This window comes from Bradyrhizobium sp. BRP56, from assembly GCF_020194035.1.
GTDB lineage: Bacteria > Pseudomonadota > Alphaproteobacteria > Rhizobiales > Xanthobacteraceae > Bradyrhizobium > Bradyrhizobium australafricanum.
Genome location: NZ_JADYVV010000033.1, coordinates 32,766 through 53,978, shown reverse-complemented (window position 1 = coordinate 53,978; position 21,213 = coordinate 32,766). Strand labels below are relative to the sequence as shown.

General features: G+C 65.1%; 19 protein-coding genes. 10 read left to right on the top strand and 9 right to left on the bottom strand.

Annotated features, from left to right (window positions below; translation table 11 throughout):
- Positions 1-42: 42 nt before the first annotated feature.
- The gene (locus I6F38_RS23035) at positions 43-747 is read left to right on the top strand and encodes a YggS family pyridoxal phosphate-dependent enzyme (protein WP_225161907.1); all 705 of its coding nucleotides are present in this window, start codon (positions 43-45) and stop codon (positions 745-747) included.
- 144 nt (positions 748-891) lie between these two features.
- On the opposite strand, the gene I6F38_RS23030 is transcribed toward I6F38_RS23035, so the two are convergent.
- Together I6F38_RS23030 and I6F38_RS23025 are read right to left on the bottom strand one after the other, a co-directional pair.
- Positions 892-1,677 (bottom strand): fumarylacetoacetate hydrolase family protein, encoded by a 786-nt coding sequence (locus I6F38_RS23030; RefSeq protein ID WP_225161906.1) that lies wholly within the window; start codon positions 1,675-1,677, stop codon positions 892-894.
- A gap of 104 nt (positions 1,678-1,781) precedes the next feature.
- A complete protein-coding gene (locus I6F38_RS23025) occupies positions 1,782-2,321 on the bottom strand; it encodes a L,D-transpeptidase family protein (protein ID WP_225161905.1) in 540 nt (179 codons plus the stop codon).
- 242 nt (positions 2,322-2,563) lie between these two features.
- Between I6F38_RS23025 and I6F38_RS23020 the strand changes: the two genes are divergently transcribed.
- Entirely contained in the window at positions 2,564-3,250 is a 687-nt protein-coding gene (locus I6F38_RS23020; RefSeq protein ID WP_016841446.1) for a response regulator transcription factor, read from the top strand.
- A 57-nt stretch (positions 3,251-3,307) separates the two neighbouring features.
- Entirely contained in the window at positions 3,308-3,748 is a 441-nt protein-coding gene (locus tag I6F38_RS23015) for a cyclic nucleotide-binding domain-containing protein (protein ID WP_016841445.1), read from the top strand.
- Between the two features lie 178 nt (positions 3,749-3,926).
- Here the strand turns inward: I6F38_RS23015 and I6F38_RS23010 are convergent, their stop codons facing one another.
- From I6F38_RS23010 to I6F38_RS22995, 4 genes are all read right to left on the bottom strand, one after another.
- On the bottom strand, positions 3,927-4,742 hold the full coding sequence (locus tag I6F38_RS23010) for an exodeoxyribonuclease III (protein ID WP_225161904.1): 816 nt from the start codon (positions 4,740-4,742) through the stop codon (positions 3,927-3,929).
- Between the two features lie 158 nt (positions 4,743-4,900).
- On the bottom strand, positions 4,901-5,719 hold the full coding sequence (locus tag I6F38_RS23005; protein WP_225161903.1) for an outer membrane lipoprotein carrier protein LolA: 819 nt from the start codon (positions 5,717-5,719) through the stop codon (positions 4,901-4,903).
- Between the two features lie 100 nt (positions 5,720-5,819).
- Entirely contained in the window at positions 5,820-8,291 is a 2,472-nt protein-coding gene (locus I6F38_RS23000) for a DNA translocase FtsK (RefSeq protein ID WP_225161902.1), read from the bottom strand.
- Between the two features lie 16 nt (positions 8,292-8,307).
- Positions 8,308-9,534: an aminotransferase class I/II-fold pyridoxal phosphate-dependent enzyme gene (locus tag I6F38_RS22995; RefSeq protein WP_225161901.1), complete on the bottom strand. Its 1,227-nt coding sequence runs from the start codon at positions 9,532-9,534 to the stop codon at positions 8,308-8,310.
- Positions 9,535-9,711: 177 nt separating this feature from the next.
- On the opposite strand from I6F38_RS22995, the gene I6F38_RS22990 reads away from it, so the two are divergent.
- Positions 9,712-10,182 (top strand): NUDIX domain-containing protein, encoded by a 471-nt coding sequence (locus I6F38_RS22990; protein WP_225161900.1) that lies wholly within the window; start codon positions 9,712-9,714, stop codon positions 10,180-10,182.
- A 187-nt stretch (positions 10,183-10,369) separates the two neighbouring features.
- Here the strand turns inward: I6F38_RS22990 and I6F38_RS22985 are convergent, their stop codons facing one another.
- The 3 genes from I6F38_RS22985 to I6F38_RS22975 form a co-directional block, all read right to left on the bottom strand.
- Complete coding sequence (locus tag I6F38_RS22985) at positions 10,370-10,774, bottom strand: GFA family protein (protein WP_016841439.1); 405 nt, start codon at positions 10,772-10,774, stop codon at positions 10,370-10,372.
- A gap of 199 nt (positions 10,775-10,973) precedes the next feature.
- Entirely contained in the window at positions 10,974-12,422 is a 1,449-nt protein-coding gene (locus I6F38_RS22980) for an ammonium transporter (RefSeq protein WP_057020316.1), read from the bottom strand.
- Between the two features lie 39 nt (positions 12,423-12,461).
- The gene (locus I6F38_RS22975) at positions 12,462-12,800 is read right to left on the bottom strand and encodes a P-II family nitrogen regulator (RefSeq protein WP_024583097.1); all 339 of its coding nucleotides are present in this window, start codon (positions 12,798-12,800) and stop codon (positions 12,462-12,464) included.
- A gap of 659 nt (positions 12,801-13,459) precedes the next feature.
- Between I6F38_RS22975 and I6F38_RS22970 the strand changes: the two genes are divergently transcribed.
- The 6 genes from I6F38_RS22970 to I6F38_RS22945 are packed head-to-tail and all read left to right on the top strand — an operon-like array spanning position 13,460 to position 21,194.
- Complete coding sequence (locus I6F38_RS22970) at positions 13,460-13,705, top strand: acyl carrier protein (protein WP_225161899.1); 246 nt, start codon at positions 13,460-13,462, stop codon at positions 13,703-13,705.
- Positions 13,706-13,709: 4 nt separating this feature from the next.
- Positions 13,710-14,912, top strand: a complete 1,203-nt coding sequence (locus I6F38_RS22965) for an acyl-CoA dehydrogenase family protein (protein WP_225161898.1) — start codon at positions 13,710-13,712, stop codon at positions 14,910-14,912.
- Position 14,913: 1 nt separating this feature from the next.
- Positions 14,914-15,837, top strand: a complete 924-nt coding sequence (locus tag I6F38_RS22960; protein WP_057020313.1) for an amino acid--[acyl-carrier-protein] ligase — start codon at positions 14,914-14,916, stop codon at positions 15,835-15,837.
- A gap of 1 nt (position 15,838) precedes the next feature.
- The gene (locus I6F38_RS22955) at positions 15,839-16,837 is read left to right on the top strand and encodes a DUF1839 family protein (RefSeq protein ID WP_225161934.1); all 999 of its coding nucleotides are present in this window, start codon (positions 15,839-15,841) and stop codon (positions 16,835-16,837) included.
- A 44-nt stretch (positions 16,838-16,881) separates the two neighbouring features.
- Positions 16,882-19,392, top strand: coding sequence for a glycoside hydrolase family 2 protein (locus tag I6F38_RS22950; protein ID WP_225161897.1), 2,511 nt, complete (start codon positions 16,882-16,884; stop codon positions 19,390-19,392).
- A complete protein-coding gene (locus I6F38_RS22945) occupies positions 19,389-21,194 on the top strand; it encodes an alpha/beta fold hydrolase (RefSeq protein ID WP_225161896.1) in 1,806 nt (601 codons plus the stop codon). The genes I6F38_RS22950 and I6F38_RS22945 overlap by 4 nt, the downstream gene beginning before the upstream one ends.
- The last annotated feature ends 19 nt before the right edge of the window (positions 21,195-21,213 follow it).

Here is a 21,213-nt window from a genome sequence, read left to right as displayed (position 1 = left end):
ATTCGAGCCAACCCCCCGCACCTGTCAGAGAACGGCACAAGCATGACGCAAAGCCCGACCACGCCGTTACCGGCCGATTCACCACATGGCCTCGCCGCCGTCGAACGCGAGATCGTCCATGCCTGCAAGGAAGCGCGGCGCGACCGCGCGTCGGTGACCTTGATCGCGGTGTCGAAGACGTTCGCGGCCGACGCAATTTTGCCGATTATCGGCGCCGGACAGCGCGTATTTGGCGAAAATCGCGTGCAGGAGGCCAAGGGCAAGTGGCCGGCGCTAACCCAGGCTCATCCGGGATTGCAGCTGCATCTGATCGGACCGTTGCAGTCGAACAAGGCCAAGGAGGCCGTCGCGCTGTTCGATGCGATCCATTCGGTCGATCGCGCCAGCATTTGCGAAGCGTTAGCCAAGGAAATCAAAAATCAAGGCAAGCACCCAGAACTGTTCGTCCAGATCAATACCGGCGAGGAGCCGCAGAAGGCCGGCGTCGCGCCGCAGGACGCAGATACCTTCATCGCGGCATGCCGTGACACCTACGGCCTGCAGATATCAGGACTGATGTGCATCCCGCCGGTCGACCAGGCGCCGGCGCCGCACTTCGCGCTCTGCGCCAAGATCGCCGCGCGCAACGGGCTGACGAATCTCTCGATGGGCATGAGCGCGGATTTCGCGGTGGCGATCCAGATGGGGGCGACCCATGTGCGGGTGGGCTCGGCGATCTTCGGGACACGGACGGCGCCGCATAACTAGTGTCGTCCTGGCGAAAGCCAGGACCCATACTCCGCGGCCATTGCAAGGGACACGCGGCCAGATCGGCGGACAACAATTCACTTCGGTGGTTATGGGTCCCTGCTTTCGCAGGGACGACATTGGTGTGTGTGGCGCGTGCGCGGCCTACGCGAACTTCACCGACACTTTTCCGATCGCGCCGAAATCGGCCGCGAATTTATCGCCGGCGGTGATCGGCAGCGGGGGATGGCAGGTGCCTGTGGTGACGACTTCCTCTGCCCGCAAGGTCAGCCCGAGCGCGCGCAGCTCGTTGGCGCACCAGGCGAGCGCTGCGCGGGGGTCGCCGAGCACGTTCTTGCCGTGGCCGATATAGCGCTCGCCGCGCAGCGTGATGACCGGGCGGTCCTCGACCAGATCGATCGCGCGCCAGTCCGCTGTCGTTGCGGGTCCGAGCACGAACAGATGCGCGCAGGCATTGTCGGCGATCAGCTGTGCCTCGCCGGCGGCGACGAAATCGGCGAAACGCGAATCCGGAATCTCGATCGCCGGATGCAGCGTGCCGACGGCCTCCAGCACCTCCTGCACGCTGTAAGGTGTCGTGCGCGGCGCGAGATCGCGCGCCATGCGGAAGGCGTATTCCGGCTCGCCGACGCGCATTTCGTTGCCCTGCATCGACGCGGTGCCGCCATCCGGTATCACCGTCTCGGCAAGGATGCGCCCGGCGAGCGGTCCAGCGACATTGATGTGCTTCTGGCCGGCCGCGCTGGTCGCCGCGATCTTCCAGCCGAACAGTTTTTCGCGCGACGTCTTTTCCAGCTGAGCCTGCACCGCATAGCCCTCGGCGCGATCGCGCGGCCGAATTGCGCCATCGAGCGCTGTGAGCTTGGTGCCGGCGTGCCAGTGATCGTGCAGGACCTTCGAGGCGGCGGCGATCTTGTTGTTGTCGAGCATGCTGTTTCGCTCCCCGCGGGAATTATTTTCTGTTGTGCACGATCTCAGCACAAACGCGTCGCGTCTGTCGCGTGGGAAAAGCGATGTTCAGCCATTCGACAACTCTAGCCGATGATGATCCTGGTCTGCGGCGACATCCGCCGCAACAGCCGCAGCATCGAGGCCTTGGTCATCGACACGCAGCCCGCGGTCGGCGAAAAGTTCGGCCGCGCCAGATGCAGGAACACCGCGCTGCCGCGACCGGCGACGCGCGGCGCGGCGTTGTGATCGATCTCGATAATGAAGTCGTAGAGATGATCCTCGCGAGTCAGGCGGTCGCCGCCCTGCTCGCGGTCGAGCCGGATCGGCTGGTTGTAGTGACGGTCTGCGGGGTCCTCGCACCAGGCGTCCTCGCGGCGGATCGGCCGGGTCGGCAGGAAAGTCGTTGGACGCTGGTGCCGGTCGGCGCGCCACCAGAGCTGGCGCGGATGGAAGACGCCGCGCGGCGTGCCGCCGTCGCCCTCGCGCTTGTTGGCGAGGATTCCGCCGCGCCCGAGCGCCACCGGCACGGTCCAGGCGTCGGCCGACAGCCAACCCCGGCGAGGGTCGCCGGCGGCTGCTCGGACCTCGATGATGGAGAGCGGGCGATCACGTTTAACTGTCATATAAGTGATTGAAATAGCTGACCTTCCCTTAAGAATCGTTCCAAACTGAGCTTGCCTTGGAGGTTCAGAACATCCTATCTCCCGGCATTACAGGACATTCACGTCCTGCCCCGCCGGATTTGAGGTAGACTGCGTTGCCTTGTGAATCGGTAACAATCGCCTACCTGAACACATATCTAGCCGATGTTACGGCCATAGGCGCCCTCCGCTTCTGACCGCCCCGCCCCCGAAGGATTGTACCTATGGCCAATGCCCGCAAGATCTTGATCGTGGATGACGATACCGATCTGCGCGATACGCTGGTCGAGCAGCTGTCGCTGCACGAGGAATTCGAAGCCTCCGCAGTCGACACCGGCGCCAAGGGCGCCACTGCCGCCAAAGCCAATTCCCCCGATCTGGTCCTGATGGACGTCGGCCTGCCCGACACTGACGGCCGCGAAGTGGTCCGCTCGCTCCGCAAGGGCGGCTTCAAGGCCCCGATCATCATGCTGACCGGCCACGACACCGATTCCGATACGATCCTGGGGCTCGAATCCGGCGCCAACGACTATGTGGCGAAGCCATTTCGCTTCGCGGTGCTGCTGGCCCGGATCCGGGCGCAGCTCCGCCAGCACGAGGCCAGCGAGGACGCGGTGTTCTCGGTCGGTCCGTACTCGTTCCGGCCCGGCTCGAAGATGCTGACCGGCGCCAATGCCAGGAAGGTGCGGCTGACCGAGAAGGAAACCGCGATCCTCCGCTTCCTCTACCGCGCCGGCCAGATGCCGGTGTCGCGCGAGACCCTGCTCCAGGAAGTCTGGGGCTACAATTCCGGTGTCACCACCCACACGCTGGAAACCCACATCTACCGCCTCCGCCAGAAGATCGAGAAGGACGCCGCCAACCCGGAAATCCTGGTGACGGAAGCCGGTGGCTACAAGCTGGTGCCGTGATACGCTTCGCGCTCAACGATTCGTGAAATCGAGGCGCACCGCGGTTACCGGACCTGAATGTCGATCGATGATGACGTAGCCCTGCTCGAGCGGGTCCCGACAATGCGTCTGTTGGGCGAGAGTTCCTTGCGCATGCTGGCGATCGGCTCCGAGCAACGTGATTTCAACGCAGGCGACGTGCTGTTCAAGGCCGGCGACGCTGCGGATGCCGGCTATGTCGTGCAGCGCGGCACCTTCCGCGTTGAGGAAGGCGGCGCCGAGATCATCGCCGGCCCCGGCGCGCTGATCGGCGAGCTCGCCTTGATCGTCGCCATGAAGCGGCCCTCGACCGCCACCGCGCTGGAGCGCGGCTCCGTGATCCGCGTCGCGCGCAGCCTGTTCCAGCGCGTGCTGGAAAGCGATCCCGCCGCGGCCCGCCGGCTGCGCGACGAGCTCGCGCTACGCACCAGCCAGCTCGCAAGCGATATCCTGATGGCGGGCGGGAAGCTGAGTACGTGATCTTTCCGCGCGTCATTCCGCAAGATCATTGAACCGTCACCCTGAGGTGCGAGCCTTGCGGCGCAATTGCGCCGCTGGGCGAGCCTCGAAGGGTCGACGGCCACCAGCCGGGCCGTGCACCCTTCGAGACGCGCGTTCCGCGCTCCTCGGGATGACGGGTCGAGGGTTGGCGGCGCCCTTAAACCTCCATCACCGCCGTCACCGGCACGTGGTCCGACGGGCGCTCCCAGCTGCGGGCGTCGCGGGTGATCTTGAAATCGCTGACCTGATCCTTCAGCGCGCGCGAGACCCAGATGTGATCGAGCCGTCGGCCGCGATCGCCGACGGTCCAGTCCGCCGCGCGGTAGCTCCACCAGGTGTAGACCTTTTCCGACATCGGGATCCGCTCGCGCGCGATGTCGAACCATTCGCCATGCGCCTGCGCGGCGAGCAGCTTCTCGGTCTCGACCGGCGTGTGCGAGACCACCTTGAGCAGCTGCTTGTGCGACCACACGTCGTTCTCATGCGGCGCGACGTTGAGGTCGCCGACCAGGATGTGGCGGTCGTCGCCGCGCGGATGCAGCGGCTCGCAGGCCCTCATCTCGTCGAGGAATTGCAGCTTGTGCTCGAATTTCGGATTGAGCGCGGGATCGGGAATGTCGCCGCCGGCCGGCACGTAGAAATTATGCAGCACCAGCGGCTTTGACAGCTGCGCCTTCTCGCCGAAGGACACCGAGATGTGTCGTGAATCGATCTTGTCGCAGAACGTCCTGATGTCGGTCGTCTCGAACGGCAAGCGCGAGACGATGGCGACGCCGTGATAGCCCTTCTGTCCGTTCAGCGCGACGTGCTCATAGCCGAGCCGCTTGAAGCGCTTGAGCGGAAACGCATCGTCGATGCATTTGGTCTCCTGCAGGCACAGCACATCCGGCCGCGCGCTCTTGATGAACTTGGCGACGGTGTCGATGCGCAGGCGCACCGAATTGATGTTCCAGGTGGTGACGGAGAACCGCATGAGAGGTGCGTCTTAGCACGGTTCTCAGTGCGGGTTGGCGCTTTGTCCACAAGCAAGCGCTTGTAGGATGGGTAGAGCGCAGCGAAACCCATCACGGTCACAACACGCTGCGTCAATGATGGGTTTCGCTGCGCTCTACCCATCCTACGGCATCGCGATCAGCCCGGCGAGGTGCCGGGATAGGTCGTGAAGTCGATCTTGAACAGCGCCGGATCGGGCTTCTGCGTCGCGTCGAGATTGTAGACCGCAACTGTCGTGTCGTAGCCCTGCGGGTCGGTGACGGTCCACTGCTTGAGCTTGCCGTCCTTGGCGCCGATCATCAGCAGGAAGCGGCTGGTGCCGACCAGCGCCTGCTTCTCCTCGATCGTGATGCTGACGAACACGTCGTCGGCGGTGACGCTGATGACGTTGGTGTCCTTCATCAGGTCGATGCGGTCCGACAGCAGATAGCGCAGCGGGGTCTGCGACAGCGGATAGACGTCCTGGGTGGCGAGCCTGCGGTCGCGCACCGCGACCGAGGAGCCGTCCGCGATCACCTCGATCGGGCTCGGATCGTCATATTCGAAGCGCAGCTTGCCGGGCTTCTGGATGTAGAAATCGCCCTTGGTCTTGGTGCCGTCGGGGCCGACCTGGACGAAATTTCCGACCAGCGTTTGCAGCGACGAGAGATAGGCTGAGACCTTGGCGGCCTGCGCCTTCTGGTTGGCGTCGAAGGTCTGGAAGATGTTGGCGGGCACGTTGCGGCGCGGATCGGGAATCACCGGGTTCGGCGGTGCCTGGGTGGCGCCCGTCGTCGTCGGACCCTTGTCCGCATTGGTCTGCGCGCCGGCGTCCTTCTTTGGCGCAGCCTTGGCTCCAGCGCTGGGTGCGGGCTTCGGCGGCGGCGCATTCTGCGCAGTCGCCGCGCCGGCGATCGCGGCGGTGACGAGAAGAGCCAGCGCGATGCGCGTGCCGCGGTCAATGAGGTGTTTTGCCATCAGATATGTCAGGTCTCTGTTCGACGCTCGTCCCGCTGCGCCGGATTTTATCCCGCCTCTTCCGAGGGAGATATGGTTTTTCCGTGATGATCGCCCCCGATCAGAACTGGCCTTCTTCCTCCCCGACCAGGATTTCGCGCTTTCCGGCGTGATTCGCCGGACCGACGATGCCCTCAAGTTCCATCCGCTCCATCAGCGAGGCCGCGCGGTTATAGCCGATCTGCAGCCGACGCTGAATGTAGGAGGTCGACGCCTTGCGGTCGCGCTTGACGATCGCAACCGCCTGCGTGAACAGATCACCGCCGCCGTCGCCGCCCATGCCGGTGGCATCGAACACGGCGCCGTCCTCGTCGGTCGGCTCTTCCGCGGTGACGGCTTCGAGATATTCCGGTGCGCCTTGCGTCTTGAGGTGACGCACGACCTTCTCGACTTCCTCGTCCGAGGCGAACGGTCCGTGCACGCGGCTGATGCGGCCGCCGCCCGCCATGTAGAGCATGTCGCCCTGGCCGAGCAGCTGCTCGGCGCCCATCTCGCCAAGGATGGTGCGGCTGTCGATCTTCGACGTCACCTGGAAGGCGATCCGGGTCGGGAAGTTCGCCTTGATCGTGCCGGTGATGACGTCGACCGACGGACGCTGCGTGGCGAGGATGACATGCAGGCCGGCGGCGCGCGCCATCTGCGCGAGGCGCTGCACCGCGCCTTCGATATCCTTGCCGGCGACCATCATCAGGTCGGCCATCTCGTCGACGATGATGACGATGTAGGGCAGCGGCTCGAGGTCGAGCTTCTCTTCCTCGTAGATCGCCTTGCCGCTCTCCTTGTCGAAGCCGGTGTGGACGGTGCGCGTCAGCTCTTCGCCCTTGGCCTTGGCTTCGACGAGGCGCGCATTGTAGCCGTCGATGTTGCGCACGCCGAGCTTGGCCATCCGCTTGTAGCGCTCTTCCATCTCGCGCACGGCCCATTTCAGCGCCACCACCGCCTTCTTCGGATCGGTGACGACGGGCGTCAACAGATGCGGGATGCCGTCATAGACGGAGAGTTCGAGCATCTTCGGATCCACCATGATCAGGCGGCATTGATCCGGCCGCAGCCGGTAGACCAGGCTCAGGATCATGGTGTTGATCGCGACCGATTTGCCGGAGCCGGTGGTGCCGGCGATCAGCATATGCGGCGTGCGCGCCAGATCGATGATGACGGGGTCGCCGCCGATCGTCTTGCCGAGGCACAGCGGCAGCTTCGCAACCGAATCGACGCTTTCCTTGGCGACCAGAAGCTCGCGCAGATAGACCTTCTCGCGATGCGCGTTCGGCAGCTCGATGCCGATCGCGTTACGGCCGGCGACGACCGCGACGCGGGCCGACAGCGCGCTCATCGAGCGCGCGATGTCGTCGGACAACCCGATCACGCGCGACGACTTGATGCCGGGCGCCGGCTCGAGCTCGTACAGCGTGACCACCGGGCCGGGATTGGCCTTGACGATCTCGCCGCGCACGCCGAAGTCCTGCAGCACGCCCTCGAGCGAGCGCGAATTGGCTTCGAGCTCGGCCTTGCTCAGCGGCTGTCGATCGCTGGCTTTCGGCGCGCTGAGCACGGAGACCGAGGGCAGCTCGAACTTGTCGGAATTCTTCTTCTTCGGCTTCGGCTCGGCCTTCTTGCGCGGGGCGCGGGCGGCGGGAGCTTCTTCCTCCTCGTCCTCCTCGTCGTCGAAAGCCTCAGCCTCGTCCTCATCATGGTCTTCATGCGCCGGTGCGATCGAGGGCGCCGAGCGGCCGCCGCCGATATTCGGCTCCTGGCGCTCGAACGCGGCGCTGCGGCCCTGGGCTCCGCTCGAGACCAGCGATTTGTAGGCGGTGGTCAGCAGCCAGCCGAGCCGCGCTTTCGCGCTCATCAGCGCATGGAACAGCCAGCCCAGCGAGACCGAGCTGCGGTCGTTGTCTTCTTCCTCGACGAACGGCTCGTCGTCGTCGGAGATCGGCGTCAGCTCGTCGTCCTGCTCCTTGGCGCCCCAGCCGCAGGCGAACAGGAAGCTTGCCGCCATCGCGACGAACAGGATCAGGCCGAGCACGACGCGATAGATGAAGCCGGGCGGGCCGAACACGACGGCCGGCGCACGCAGCAGCGCGTCGCCGACCACGCCGCCGAGCCCGGTCGGCAGCGGCCATGCGGTGTTGTGCGGCCAGCAGCTGGCGAAGCCCGCCGCGATCACCGTGCACAGGATCCAGCAGCCGAGCCGTAGCGCTTCGCGGTCGAACGGGCGATGCGTCAGCATCCGCCAGCCCCATACCGCGACCGGCAGCACCAGCATGATCGCGCCGAGACCCAGAATCTGCATCAGGAGGTCGGCGCCGATCGCGCCCGGATAGCCGAGCACGTTGCGGATCGCGCGCGAGGTGGCGTGGCTCAGCGACGGATCCTGCACCGACCAGGTCATCAGTGCCGCCGTGATGGCGCCGGACAGCGCGATCAGGCCGAGCCCGGTGAGTTCGCGCAGCCGTCGCGCCAGCGCCTCGCGGAGCGAGAGCGGCAGATGGCCGACCAGGGGGATGACACGTTCGATCGCTGGCATACTCAATCTTCGCGCTTCGCGATTAACCCAGGGTTTCGACCAGGCGATGCATCGCCTCGGCCGTCGATTCACTGTCGGAGACGAGCGCAAGGCGGATATAGCCCGCGCCCGGATTGGAACCGTCGTTCTGCTGGCGCGCCAGATAGCTGCCGGGAATCACGCGCACGCCGGCGTCGCGATAGAGCCTGACCGCCGCCGCCTCGTCGCCGCCGCGCTCGGAGACGTCGAGCCAGACGCAGAAGCCGCCGGCGGGACGCTTGTAGCCGTAGCGGTTGCCGAGGATCTGGTCGGCGAAATCGAACTTGATGCGATAGAGCCTGCGGTTCTCCTCGACATGCGCCTCGTCGCTATAGGCGGCGACCGCGACATGCTGCAGCGGCACCGGCACCTGCGGTGCGGCGACATTGCGCAGCTCGTGGAATGCGGCCAGAAACTTTCTATCGCCCGCGGCGAAGCCGACGCGCATGCCCGGCAGGTTCGAGCGCTTCGACAGCGACTGGAACGCCACGACATTGCTGAAGTCAGGACCGGCGCATTCGAGAATGCTGCCCGGCGCCTCGCGGGTGTAGATTTCCGAGTAGCACTCGTCGCTCAGGATGATGAAGCCGAAGCGATCGGCGAGTTGCTTCAGCCGCGTGAAATAGGCGCGCGAGGCGACCGAGCCCTGCGGATTGGCGGGCGAGGCGATGAAGAACGCGACGGTGCGCGCCAGCGTCGCCTCGTCGATCGAATCAAGGTCGGGCAGGAAACCGTTAGCGAGCGTGGTCGGCAGGTAGATCTGCTCGCAGCCGGCCGCGCGGGCGCCGGCGCCATAGGCCGGATAGAACGGGTTCGGCATCAGGATCGCCGGCCGGCCCTTGCGCGGCGCGACGTAGCGCGAGGCTGATATCGCGGCAAAGAACAGCCCCTCGCGGCTGCCGTTCAGCACCATTACCTCGCTCTCCGGATCGACCGGTCGCGGCAACTGGAACCGGCTTCCCAGCCAGGTCGCGACGGCGCGGCGGAACGGTTCGATGCCCTTGGCGATCGGGTAGCGGCCGAATTCGGCGGTATGCTTTGCCAGCACCGGCCCGACGAAATCGGGCACCGGGTGCTGTGGTTCGCCTAATGACAGCGTAATCAATGGCTTGGCAGGCTGATAAGGCGCCAGCAGCTCGGTCGTGCGCAGGAAAGGGGAACGCTCGGCCTGGCCGGCGGATGCGACATCGCCGGCGCCCTGCGCCAAGCCGGATGAGGCGGTCATTGCCATGATTGAAATGCCAGCACTTTCACTGCGGTCGGAGGTAGGGGCGCCGACCGTAAACCGATCAAGTCACCATAGATAGGGCGAGGTTAAGACGCGATTAACCATCGGCGCGCGGCACGATCTGCCGGCGCGTGATATCAGCGCTCACGCCAGAAAACCGCATCGAAATTGCTCCGAGACATGATCCACCGCCGCGCCGTCCGGGCGCTCATCATCACCGGCGAGCGCGAAGTCCTGCTGATGCGGATTCGCCCGCCGCACGGCGACTGCTTCTGGATCGCACCGGGCGGCGGCATCGAGGGCGACGAGACGGCTGAAGCGACCCTGCAGCGGGAACTGGCGGAGGAATTGGGGCTGGTCGATTTCGAGCCCGGGCCCGCCGTCTGGCGGCGTCACCACACCTTCAACTGGGGCGGCCGGCGCATATCCCAGAAAGAAGAGTACCGGATCGTTCACGCCGATCGCTTCACGCCGGTGATGGCCGACGAAGCCGAGGCAAAGGTGCTCGATTGCTTCCGCTGGTGGCCGATCGCCGACCTACCCGGTGCGAGCGAGCGCCTCACGCCGCTGTCGCTTGCCGACATCCTGGAGCGCTATTTGCGCAACGGCGCGCCAAGCGAGCTGCCGGATGAGGAAGTTTTGATCGACTGACGCGGCTCGATGGCTCCAACCTCCCCTTGAAAAGGGGAGGTCGCTTTGCTCGGAGAGCAAAGCGGGTGGGGATCTATTCTCTCCGCAGACAGCAGAGTGCGCGGCTAACCCCCATCCCGACCTTCCCCCTTTCAGGGGGAAGGAGAAAACAGACGGCAGGCCGGGCTACGCGCGCGATACGTTGCGGCTACCGCGCCGGCAGCTTCTCGAACGACGGCTTGCCTTCGGGCAGATGGTGGAAGGTCTGCTTGTCGCAGGTGTAGATCGTCATCTGCGGGGTGAACACCGAGGGGTCGTCGAAGGTGCCGACCTTCAGGATGGTGGCGGGCAGGCCCGGCACCTTGGTCACGAGATGTGTGCCGCATTCCGGGCAGAACTCGCGCGTCACGGCGCGGTCGAGATCCTTGCGGGTGAACTGCTTGGGCTCGCTGGCGGTGTATTTGAAGCCGGTGGTGGGCATCGCCATGAACATGTTCGGTCCGCCGCCCGTGATGTACTGGCATTCGCGGCACAGGCACTGCGCCGCCATCATCGGCTCGCCCTCAGCCTCATAGCGCACATTGCCGCAATAGCATCTGCCCTGCACCTTCATGACGTCCTCCCGTTTTCGTTGTTTGTGGCCTGTCATTCCACAATGGCAGGCAATTCCGACAATATTTTCTCAAGCCGCGGAAAAAAGAAAGGGGCCCCAGCTTGCGCTGGAGCCCCTCAACGGTCCGGACATTGCCGGGTATGTGCCCGAACCGTAGTTCTGGACCCGGCCCCGGAGGGAGCCAGAGTCCCGGGAGAACTCACATGTTGTAGGCGCGCTCCGTATGCTCGGTGATGTCGAGGCCTTCACGCTCGGTCTCGACGTTGGCGCGCAGGCCGACGATCACGTCGACGATCTTGTAGAGGATCGCCGAACCGATGCCCGACCACACCAGCGTGGTGCAGACGCCCCAGACCTGCGAGATCATCTGCGCCGCGAAGTCATAATCGGCGACCTTCGGCGGGATCGCGGTGTAGTCGATGATGCCTGCACCGCCGAGCGCCGGGTTGACCAGGATGCCGGTGCCGAGCGCGCCGACGATGCCGCCGACGCAGTGGACGCCGAACACGTCGAGCGAGTCGTCATAGCCGAGCGCGTTCTTCACGACCGTGCAGAAGAACAGGCAGACCACGCCGACCACGAGGCCGAGCACGATGGCGCCCATCGGGCCGGCATAGCCGGCCGCCGGGGTCACCGCGACGAGGCCCGCGACCGCGCCCGAGAGCGCACCGAGCAGCGAGGGATGGCCCTTGATGATCCATTCCGCGAACATCCAGGCCAGCGCCGCCGCGGCAGTGGCCACGAAGGAGTTGGTCATGGCGAGCGCAGCGCCGCCATTGGCTTCGAGGTTGGAGCCGGCGTTGAAACCGAACCAGCCGACCCAGAGCAGCGAGGCGCCGATCATGGTCATGGTCAGCGAGTGCGGAGCCATCAGCTCCTTGCCGTAGCCGGTCCGCTTGCCAATCAGCAGCGCGCCGACCAGGCCGGCGATACCCGCGTTGATGTGCACGACGGTACCGCCCGCGAAGTCGATCGCGCCCTTCTTGAAGATCCAGCCGGCATCGGCGTTGATCTCGTCGAGCTTGGCCTGCGCCGCGGTCTTGGCCGCGCCGTCAGCCGCGGCGGCGAGCGCCTTGGCGGCATCCTGGATCGCGTCCGGGCCCGGCCAGTACCAGACCATGTGCGCGATCGGGAAATAGATCAGCGTCACCCAGAGCGGGATGAACAGCGCGATCGCCGCGAACTTCATGCGCTCGGCGAAGGCACCGACGATGAGGGCCGGCGTGATCGCCGCGAAGGTCATCTGGAAGCACATGTAGATGAGCTCCGAGATGTTGGCGTCGACCGAGAAGGTCGCCGCCTTCGAGTCCGGCGTGACGCCCATCAGGAAGGCCTTGGAGAAGCCGCCGATGAAGTCGGAACCGCCGGTGAAAGCGAGGCTGTAGCCGTAGAGGGCCCAGAGCACGGTGACGAGGCAGACCGTGTAGAACACCTGCGCCAGCACCGAGAGCATGTTCTTGGAGCGGACCAGGCCGCCATAGAACAGCGCGAGGCCCGGGATGGTCATCAAAAGCACCAGCACCGTCGAGGTCAGCATCCAGGCGTTGTCGCCCTTGTTGACGGTCGGCTCGGCGTAGGCGGCGGTCGCGGCGAACAGGCCGACTGCAAGGGCCGCCAGTCCCGCGCCATAGGGACGCTTGAACGTCATGTTATTTCACTCCTGAGGTCTTAAGGTTTGAGCGCGAAATCAGAGGGCCGCGGCATCGGCCTCGCCGGTGCGGATGCGCACGGCGTGTTCGAGGCTGATGACGAAGATCTTGCCGTCGCCGATCTGGCCGGTCTTGGCGGCGGAGGTGATGGCGTCGATGGTCTTGTCGACCTGATCGGAATTGACCGCGACCTCGATCTTGATCTTCGGCAGGAAGCTCACGGCATATTCGGCGCCGCGATAGATTTCCGTGTGGCCTTTCTGGCGACCGTAGCCTTTGACTTCCGTCACCGTGAGACCGTGAACGCCAATGGCGGTCAGGGCGTCACGGACCTCTTCGAGTTTGAATGGCTTAATGATCGCCATAACAATTTTCATGAGTCCTATCCCCGCTTGGGCCCGGTGCGAATGAACACCGGGAGTTTCGACTGAGGTTCACCACGCGGAGGACATCCACTACGCGGGCACAGCCTGGACCCTTAGAATCAAATGCCGTGCCAAACGGCCGGAGTTCGCTAATGGATTATGAATCCGGACCTTTTCCCGCTTTACGGGTGGGAGGTGCCCCTGCGCTATTCCGCCGCGCCTAAAATATGGTCAGGCCTGTCTAGAACGCAGGCACGGCTAACTCCGGACACAATTCTGCTCAGCCGCGGGGCAGTAGGCGGTATCCGGCGAGGGCTTCCGGGCGCGCTCCGCGGTCCGCGAACATCCTCTCGATCATTTCGCCATTCGCGTCGGTCGGACGATTGCGCGATGGGAATTTGATGTTGGGTTTCATCGGCTTGTTTGGGTTCCCACCCGAAACGGGACCGGCGCAACGACAGTTGCGGGCATCCTCGCCGCGTCGTTCTGCGCGACGCGGACAAGGGCTCGCATCAGGTACGCCCGCCAGGACAGCAAATGCTGGACTTTTGCCGGCGCTCGTTACGGATCGTTAGCTGTCTGTAACATTGTCGTTCCGGCGTTAACGCCGCGGTTGCCGTCGTTGCGCTATTGCCGCCGCATAAGAACTTCAATGACAGGTGGGGCAACCAATGATTGATCGTATCCGCTTGCTGCTCCAGCAGCAGCCGATGATTTCGCTGGATTTCAACACAATCACCGACGACACGAATCTCTATGACGCAGGGCTGACATCCTTCGCCACGGTGCAGGTGATGCTGGCGCTCGAGGAAGAGTTCAACATCGAATTTCCCGAAGCGATGCTCACGCGACGGACCTTCTCGTCGCTCGCCAACGTCGCGGACGCCGTTTCACGGCTGACACAGCAGGCGGCGTAAAACCATGAGCGTGGTGAGAAAGATAGAGCCCGTGCCGGCCTCTGCCGCCACGCCGGCCGAGCGCATGCGTTTGGTCGCCAAGGTGGCGGCGCAGCAGGTCGATGCGGTAGACCGTGAGGGCCGCTTCCCGGCCGATACCATCGAAGCATTGAAGCGCGAGCGCCTGCTCGGCGTCGCGATTCCCGTCGAACATGGCGGGGAGGCATTGGGCACGATGGAGATCGCGGAGCTGATCGTTCAGCTCGCCCAGGCGTGCGGCTCGAGCGCCATGATCTACGCCATGCACCAGATCAAGACGTCGAGCTTCGTCAGCCATGGCGGCGCCAGCGACTGGCATCTGGCCTATATGCGCCGCATTGCGGCGGAGCAGTTGCTGATGGCCTCGGCGACTACGGAAGCCGGCATCGGCGGCAATTTGCGCAATTCGATCTGTGCGGTCGAAGTGGCCGACGGCCGCTTCTCGCTGACAAAGGAAGCAACGGTTATTTCCTACGGCCGCCACGCCGACGCGATTCTTGCCACGGCGCGGCGCGCTCCCGACGCGGCAAGCTCCGATCAGGTGATGGTCGTCATTCCCGCGGACCTGAACCGCACGCTGGAGCGCACCTCCGTATGGGATACGCTCGGAATGCGCGGCACCTGTTCGGACGGTTTCCATCTCGTCGCGCACGGTGACGCGGCGCAGATCTTCCCCAAGCCGTTCTCGGAGATCGCGGCACAGTCGATGCTGGCGAGCTCGCATATCTTCTGGGCGGCGACCTGGTTCGGTATCGCCACCGATGCCTTCAATCGCGCGCAAGCATTCGTCAAGGCTGCGGCGCGCAAGCAGGCGGATGGAAGTCTGCCGCCGGGCGCGCTTCGGCTCGCCGAGGCGGCCGCCCTGCTTCAGGAGATGAAGGGTCATCTCACGGCCGCCATTGACCGCTTCGATGCGGCCAAGGGCAATGACGACGCGCTCTCCTCGATTGGCTTTACCGCCGAGATCAACGCGTTGAAGGTCGCTGCGAGCGAGAAGGCTGGGGCGATCGTGCGACTCGCCATGCTGGTCAACGGCATCGTCGGCTACAAGAACGGCACGCCGTTCAGCGTCGGCAGACACCTGCGCGATGTGAGCTCAGCGCCGCTGATGATTTCGAACGACCGTATTCTTTCCAACACCGCGACGCTCCTGCTGATGAGCCGCTTTGACACCAGCCTGAGAGGTTGAGATGGACGCCAAGACGTTCGATGCCAAGAGCCTGCTCGACACCCTGTTCGACAAGAGCATCCTGTTCAAGACCGGAGTAGACGGACTTTATGGCCGCTCCGGCGTTTTCGAAGACGTGATCGAGCGCTTTGAGCGGCTCGTGACCAGCATCGGAGCGCCAGACAAGGCAACCCGCATCCACTTCCCACCGGGCATGAGCCGCGCCACGCTTGAAGGCAGTGGCTATATGAAAAGCTTCCCGCAGCTTGCAGGCTGCGTGCATTCCTTCATGGGCGGCGAGCGCGAGCACGCGCAGCTTCTCGGCATGATGGCTGCGGGAGAGGACTGGACCGAACTGCAGCAGGCGACGAACGTCGTGCTGACGCCAGCCGCCTGCTATCCGCTCTATCCGACCGTTGCCGCGCGCGGTCCGGTGCCCGATGACGGTGTGCTGTTCGAGCTTTCCTCCTATTGCTTCCGTCATGAGCCTTCCAAGGATCCCGCGCGCATGCAGCTGTTCCGCATGCGCGAATTCGTCCGCATCGGTACGGCCGAGCAGGTGTGCGCCTTCCGCGAAAGCTGGCTGGAGCGCGGCAAGGCGATGATCGAATCCCTCGACCTGCCCTGCGAGGTTGATCTCGCCAACGATCCGTTCTTCGGTCGCGGCGGCAAGATGATGGCCAACAACCAGCGCGACGAGGGACTCAAGTTCGAGCTGCTGATCCCGGTAACCAGCATCGAGAAACCGACGGCCTGCTTGTCCTTCAACTATCATCGCGACCATTTCGGCCAGACCTGGGGCCTGAAGTTCGCGGATGGCAGCCTGTGCCACTCGGCCTGCGTCGGCTTCGGGCTGGAGCGCGTGGCGCTCGCGCTGTTCCGCCATCACGGCCCTGACGTCGAGGCATGGCCGGCTTCCGTGCGTGACACGCTTTGGGGCAACTGAAATGCAGAGTGCCATCGCCGGGCTCGATCCGGCCGACTACAAGCCGCACCGGCTACACGACGCGGCGCGGCGATGGCCGCAGACCAACTGCTATGTCGATCTTCTGATCGAAGTCATGCATGCGAACGGGAATGACCCGGTCGCTGCGCTCGGCTTCACCGTGGCGCAGGATTTCGAAGGCGACCAGTTCACGTTCTTCAAGTTCCCGACGGCCGACCTGCAGCGATTGGCCGGCCTGGATATCCAGGAACTGTCCGTGTTCGATCGTCTGGAGGCGCACGTTCTCAATCAGATCGAGCGCGGGCGGCTGCCGCTGGTCGAGGTCGATGCCTTCTACCTGCCCGACACGAAGGGCATCACCTATCGCAGTGGCCATTCCAAGACGACGATCGGCGTCAACGTGCTCGTTCCCGGGCGCCGCCACATGGCCTACTTCCACAACGACGGCTACTTCGCCCTGGATGGCGAGGACTATGACGGCATTTTCGGGCAGCGCAACGACGCGCCGGCCGGCGGCCTGCCGCTGTTTCCCTATGCCGAGTTCGTCAAGTTCGACACCACGCGCCCCTCGCGCGATCCGGTCAGTGCGGCCACGGAAATCCTCGCGCAGCATCTGCGGCGCAGGCCGAAACGCAATCCGCTCGATGCCTATGCGGCCGTGTTCGGCGGCCATGCCGAGGCACTGGCCGTCCGGTCACCGGAGTATTTTCACATCTACGCCTTCAACACGTTGCGGCAGGTGGGCGCCAATTTCGAACTCCTCTCCAGTCATCTGGAATGGTTGGGACGGCACGGCGAGACCGGTCTGGCCGAGGCGATCGAAGCCGCCGCGGCAATCGCCGAGGGCGCCAAGGTCATGCAATTCAAGCTCGCCCGCGCCATGGCCCGGCATCGGTTCGATGGGCTCGCGGACGCCATCGGGCCGATGGCCAAGGCCTGGCAAACGGTGATGAACGCTCTGGACGGTCGCATGGCGGATCTCGCCAGCAAGGCAGCGTAGGACCGGCCTGCCGGTCATGGGAATGCATGTGTATGGACGCTTTGGTGTCGACGACCGACACGGCCGAGCCTCTGGACAGCGGCTGGTGCATGGTCGTCTCGCCGGCCGGCGCGTGGGCGTCTCCGGCGGCGATCGACGGCAGCGCCGAATGGCTGGAGGCGGCGTGCCCCAGCACGGCCGCTGCTGCGCTGGAGCGGCTTGGCCGCTGGGACCGCAACCATCCCACTCCGCTGCACGACCAGGACGTCTGGTATCGTCGCCGGCTCGACGTCACCGGCCCGGCCCGTCTCGTATTTGACGGCTTGGCGACGGTTGCAGAGGTCTGGCTCGACGATCGCCTCGTGCTGTCCTCGACCTCGATGTTCGAGCGCCATGATGTGGCCCTGACGCTTGCCGGCGGCGAGCAACTGGCCATCGCATTCCGCAGCCTCGACCGCCATCTGGAAACCCTGATCGGTCCGCGTGCGCGCTGGCGGCCGCGCATGATCGACGATCAGCGGCTGAGGCTCGTACGGACCACGCTGATCGGCCATATGCCGGGTTGGTCCCCCGGCTTCGACATCGTCGGACCATGGCGACCGATCAAGCTGATCCGCGATACCAACCGGCAAGGCGTGCGCGATGTGCAAATGCAGGCCGACCTCGCCGGCACAACAGGGCATCTTTCCGTCGCGATCACGCTGGTCGAGCCGTTTGATGACGCGCCGGCTACGGTCGCCTGTGCGGGCGCTGTCGCCGCATTGACCTCCGAGACAGCGACGCGGCTGACGGCGAAACTGGATATTGCGAACGTTGCGCCATGGTGGCCGAGCAGCCATGGCGATCCGGCGCTGCACGAGGTTGTCGTCACGCTCGGCTCGATGCGAGTAGTGCTCGGCCGCGTCGGCTTCCGGCATATCGAGATCGATCGCGGCACCGACGGACGCGGCTTTCGGCTGGTCGTCAACGGCGTATCCGTCTTTTGTCGCGGCGCGGTGTGGACGCCGTCCGACCTGGTGCGGCTGCCGTCCTCACGCGAAGAGGTCGCGCGCGACCTCGATCTTGCACGACGGGCGGGCGTCAACATGTTCAGGGTCGGCGGCACGTTCGTCTATGAGAGCGACGCGTTTCACGAGCTCTGCGACGAGATGGGCATCCTGGTCTGGCAGGACCTGATGCTCGCCAATTTCGACTATCCGGCGAAGGACGAGGCCTGGTGCGCGTCGCTCTCGCGCGAGGTCGAGGACCTGCTCACGCGGCTCAGGCATTCGCCGTCACTCGCCGTTCTGTGCGGCGGCAGCGAGGTGGCACAGCAGGCGGCGATGATGGGCATGCCGATGTCGATGGATCCGACGCCCTGGTTCGACAAGGTGGTGCGCCCCATCGCTGAAGCGAAGCGTCCCGACCTGGTGCTTGTGACGTCATCGCCATCCGGCGGCAACCTGCCTTTCACGGCTGATGGCGGGCCGATGCATTATTACGGGGTCGGCGCCTATTGCCGGCCGCTGGATGACGCGCGCCGGGCCGAAGTGCGCTTCGCGAGCGAATGCCTTGCCTTTGCCAATGTGCCTGACCAGGCAACTCTGGATGCGCATCTGCCGGTGCCGCCGGTGCACGATCCGCGCTGGAAGGCGGGTGTGCCGCGCGACGTCGGCGCGTCGTGGGACTTCGAGGATGTGCGCGAGCACTATCTGGAAACGCTTTTTTCCGTCGACGCGCGCCGGCTGCGCATCGAAAATACCAGACGCTATCTCGAACTCTCCCGTGCGGTGACGACCGAGGTGGTGGAGCGCACCATCGACGAATGGCGGAGACCCTGTTCGCCGACGGCTGGAGCGCTGCTGTTCTTCTGGAAGGACTTGCGGCCGGGCGCGGGTTGGGGCGTGGTCGATTCGACCGGCCGGCCTAAGCCGGTCTGGCACGGGCTGAGGCGCGCATTTGCCCCGCTACGGCTGATCCTGAGCGACGAGGGCGTCAACGGGCTGACCGTCCATGCCGTCAACGATACCGCGCAGACCGTTCGGGCGACATTATCGCTGACCTGTCTGCGGGACGGCGTCACGCCGGTGGTGTCAGCGCGCCAACCGATCAGCGTGCCGGCGCACGGCGGCCTGTCGCTTTCGGCCTTCTCGGTACTCGGCGCCTTTTTCGATATTTCCTACGCCTATCGCTTCGGGCCGCCCGGACATGAGGTCACCGTTGCAAGGCTGGAAGGCGACGACGGGAAGGTCTTTGCCGAGGCCTTCCATGTGCTGCCGGGTGTCATGACCGCGCAGCGCGACGTCGGCCTGACTGTGAGTTTGGTGCGTCGGAAGGACGCGTGGCGGCTGCGGCTGGCCTGCAAACGCGCGGCCTACCACGTCTCCATCCAGGACGATCAGTTCGTTCCAACGGAGAACAATTTCCACCTGATGCCGGGCATCGAGCGGGAGGTCGGCCTTGACGGTCCGCCCCTGGCGACACCTGGCGGCACGGTGACAGCGCTCAATGCCGATCGCGACGCGAGCTACGAGGTGCCGAGAGCGGAAGAATTGGAAGTCGTGCGGACAAAGGAGTCCGCCGGGAGCATGACATGAAACCAGTTGTCTTTGCCGATACCATCGGCTGGCTGAACGTAGCGAAGGGGCGGCGGGGCGTTGTCATCGCCGGCGCGCATGGTCATGAGGATCTGTGCAGTCGCCGATTCCTGAAGCTGTTGTCCGACAGGGCGGCCGCGGCGGGCCTGCCTGTCCTGCTGTTTGACTATCCCGGCTGCGGCGACGCCGCCGGTGACCATTCGGCGCCGGGCCGGGTGATGGCCTGGACCGCCAGCATCGGCGCGGCGATCGACCGGTTAAAGCGGGATTGCGGCGTGGAGGATGTCATCCTCGCCGGCCTCCGTCTCGGCGCGCTGCTGGCCCCGCTCGCTGCGGCGGGGCGGGACGACGTGGCAGGCCTTGCGCTGCTTGCGCCACCGAGTTCCGGCAAAACCTATGTGCGCGAAATCACCGCAATGTCGCGCGTGATCGATGGGTCGCTCGCCAAGAGCGCCGCAAGCGACGCGACGTTCGCCGAGGGCCGCGAGGCCGTCGGCTTCCGGCTTTCGCATGAGACGCTCGCCGATCTGTCAAGGCTGGATTGGCGGCGGGCCGTCGCGGCCCTTCCGCCCCTGCCGATGCTTTTGATCGCGAACGGAAAGCCGTTGGCAGGCTCTGAAATCCGCGACGGTCGAACTTCTTTCGAAGGCGCGACAATCGCGGAGTTCAAGGACTATCACCTGCTCGTGTGCGACCCGACCGCGAACCGGATCCCGGCCGACGTTGTCGATTGCTGGGCGGATTGGTTGTCCGACCGGGCCGTCGCCGGCGTAGCTCAGGGCGTCGTATCCTTGACCGGCCGCGAGCTATTGGAGGGATCGCACTACACGGAAGAGCCGGTTGTGATCAGGCAGGCGCCATTGATCTGTGGCGTGCTGACCCGGCCACGTGACGGCCATGCTGCGGCCGATCCGGTCATCTTCCTCAACTCCGGCGGCGTGCCGCATGTCGGTTGGGCGCGCGGCACGGTCGAGGCGGCGCGCGAACTTGCCGCCGCCGGCGTGGCGTCGCTACGCATTGACCTGCCGGGCCTCGGCCTGAGCGACGATGCCGGGAGCAATCGGCTGTTCCTCTATGATTCCCGCACCCGCTTCGACGTCGGCGCGGCGATTGACTGGATGCAGCGGGCGGGCTTTGCCAAAGTCGAGCTTGTGGGCATATGCTCGGGCGCCTTCCAGGCCTTTCACACTGCGCGCGCGGACCGCCGCGTCCGCGCCCTGACCATGATCAACCCGCTCTGCTTTGCCTGGAACAGTTCCTACGCGCTGGAGCTTACGGCCTGGAAAGCATACGAAACCTCCAAGGCGAATCGCGGAAGCCAGCAGCAGATCGGTCCGGCGGACGGGCCTGCGATGACGACCAGGTCCGCCTGGAAGCTGTCAGTGTCAGATAGCGCCAGGCGGCTGGTGCGGCGCGGATTGGAAGCCGTCAAGTCGACGCTGTCGGCAATGCATCCGTCCGCCTTGCTTGGTCGTAACCGCGTCGAGCGCTGGATGCGCGAGCTTTGTAGCCGCGGCGTGCGCGTCCTCATGGTCACCTCGGACGGCGATCTCAGCCTGCAGGAGATCGCACGGCATTTCGGTCAGGACGGCAAACGGCTCACAAGCATCCCCGGAGTGACGCGGTTGACGCTGCCGAACGCCGACCATTCGCTGACGCCTCGTCATGCGCGGCGCGCTGTCGTCGCGCGCTTGATCGACCACCGCGGCGGCGGCAGGCGCGGAGGATCGAGCCGTCCCGATGCCGTGCGGGTCACGGCGCCGCATGCCGAGGTGAAGCCTAAATCGATGGCGCTGTCATGAAACGGTTTGGCCGCTCCAG

Coding starts and splice junctions, on each gene's coding strand:
- I6F38_RS23035 (WP_225161907.1), top strand. CDS start 43: ATGACGCAAAGCCCGACCACGCCGTTACCGGCCGATTCACCACATGGC.
- I6F38_RS23030 (WP_225161906.1), bottom strand. CDS start 1,677: ATGCTCGACAACAACAAGATCGCCGCCGCCTCGAAGGTCCTGCACGAT.
- I6F38_RS23025 (WP_225161905.1), bottom strand. CDS start 2,321: ATGACAGTTAAACGTGATCGCCCGCTCTCCATCATCGAGGTCCGAGCA.
- I6F38_RS23020 (WP_016841446.1), top strand. CDS start 2,564: ATGGCCAATGCCCGCAAGATCTTGATCGTGGATGACGATACCGATCTG.
- I6F38_RS23015 (WP_016841445.1), top strand. CDS start 3,308: ATGTCGATCGATGATGACGTAGCCCTGCTCGAGCGGGTCCCGACAATG.
- I6F38_RS23010 (WP_225161904.1), bottom strand. CDS start 4,742: ATGCGGTTCTCCGTCACCACCTGGAACATCAATTCGGTGCGCCTGCGC.
- I6F38_RS23005 (WP_225161903.1), bottom strand. CDS start 5,719: ATGGCAAAACACCTCATTGACCGCGGCACGCGCATCGCGCTGGCTCTT.
- I6F38_RS22995 (WP_225161901.1), bottom strand. CDS start 9,534: ATGGCAATGACCGCCTCATCCGGCTTGGCGCAGGGCGCCGGCGATGTC.
- I6F38_RS22990 (WP_225161900.1), top strand. CDS start 9,712: ATGATCCACCGCCGCGCCGTCCGGGCGCTCATCATCACCGGCGAGCGC.
- I6F38_RS22985 (WP_016841439.1), bottom strand. CDS start 10,774: ATGAAGGTGCAGGGCAGATGCTATTGCGGCAATGTGCGCTATGAGGCT.
- I6F38_RS22980 (WP_057020316.1), bottom strand. CDS start 12,422: ATGACGTTCAAGCGTCCCTATGGCGCGGGACTGGCGGCCCTTGCAGTC.
- I6F38_RS22975 (WP_024583097.1), bottom strand. CDS start 12,800: ATGAAAATTGTTATGGCGATCATTAAGCCATTCAAACTCGAAGAGGTC.
- I6F38_RS22970 (WP_225161899.1), top strand. CDS start 13,460: ATGATTGATCGTATCCGCTTGCTGCTCCAGCAGCAGCCGATGATTTCG.
- I6F38_RS22965 (WP_225161898.1), top strand. CDS start 13,710: ATGAGCGTGGTGAGAAAGATAGAGCCCGTGCCGGCCTCTGCCGCCACG.
- I6F38_RS22960 (WP_057020313.1), top strand. CDS start 14,914: ATGGACGCCAAGACGTTCGATGCCAAGAGCCTGCTCGACACCCTGTTC.
- I6F38_RS22955 (WP_225161934.1), top strand. CDS start 15,839: ATGCAGAGTGCCATCGCCGGGCTCGATCCGGCCGACTACAAGCCGCAC.
- I6F38_RS22945 (WP_225161896.1), top strand. CDS start 19,389: ATGAAACCAGTTGTCTTTGCCGATACCATCGGCTGGCTGAACGTAGCG.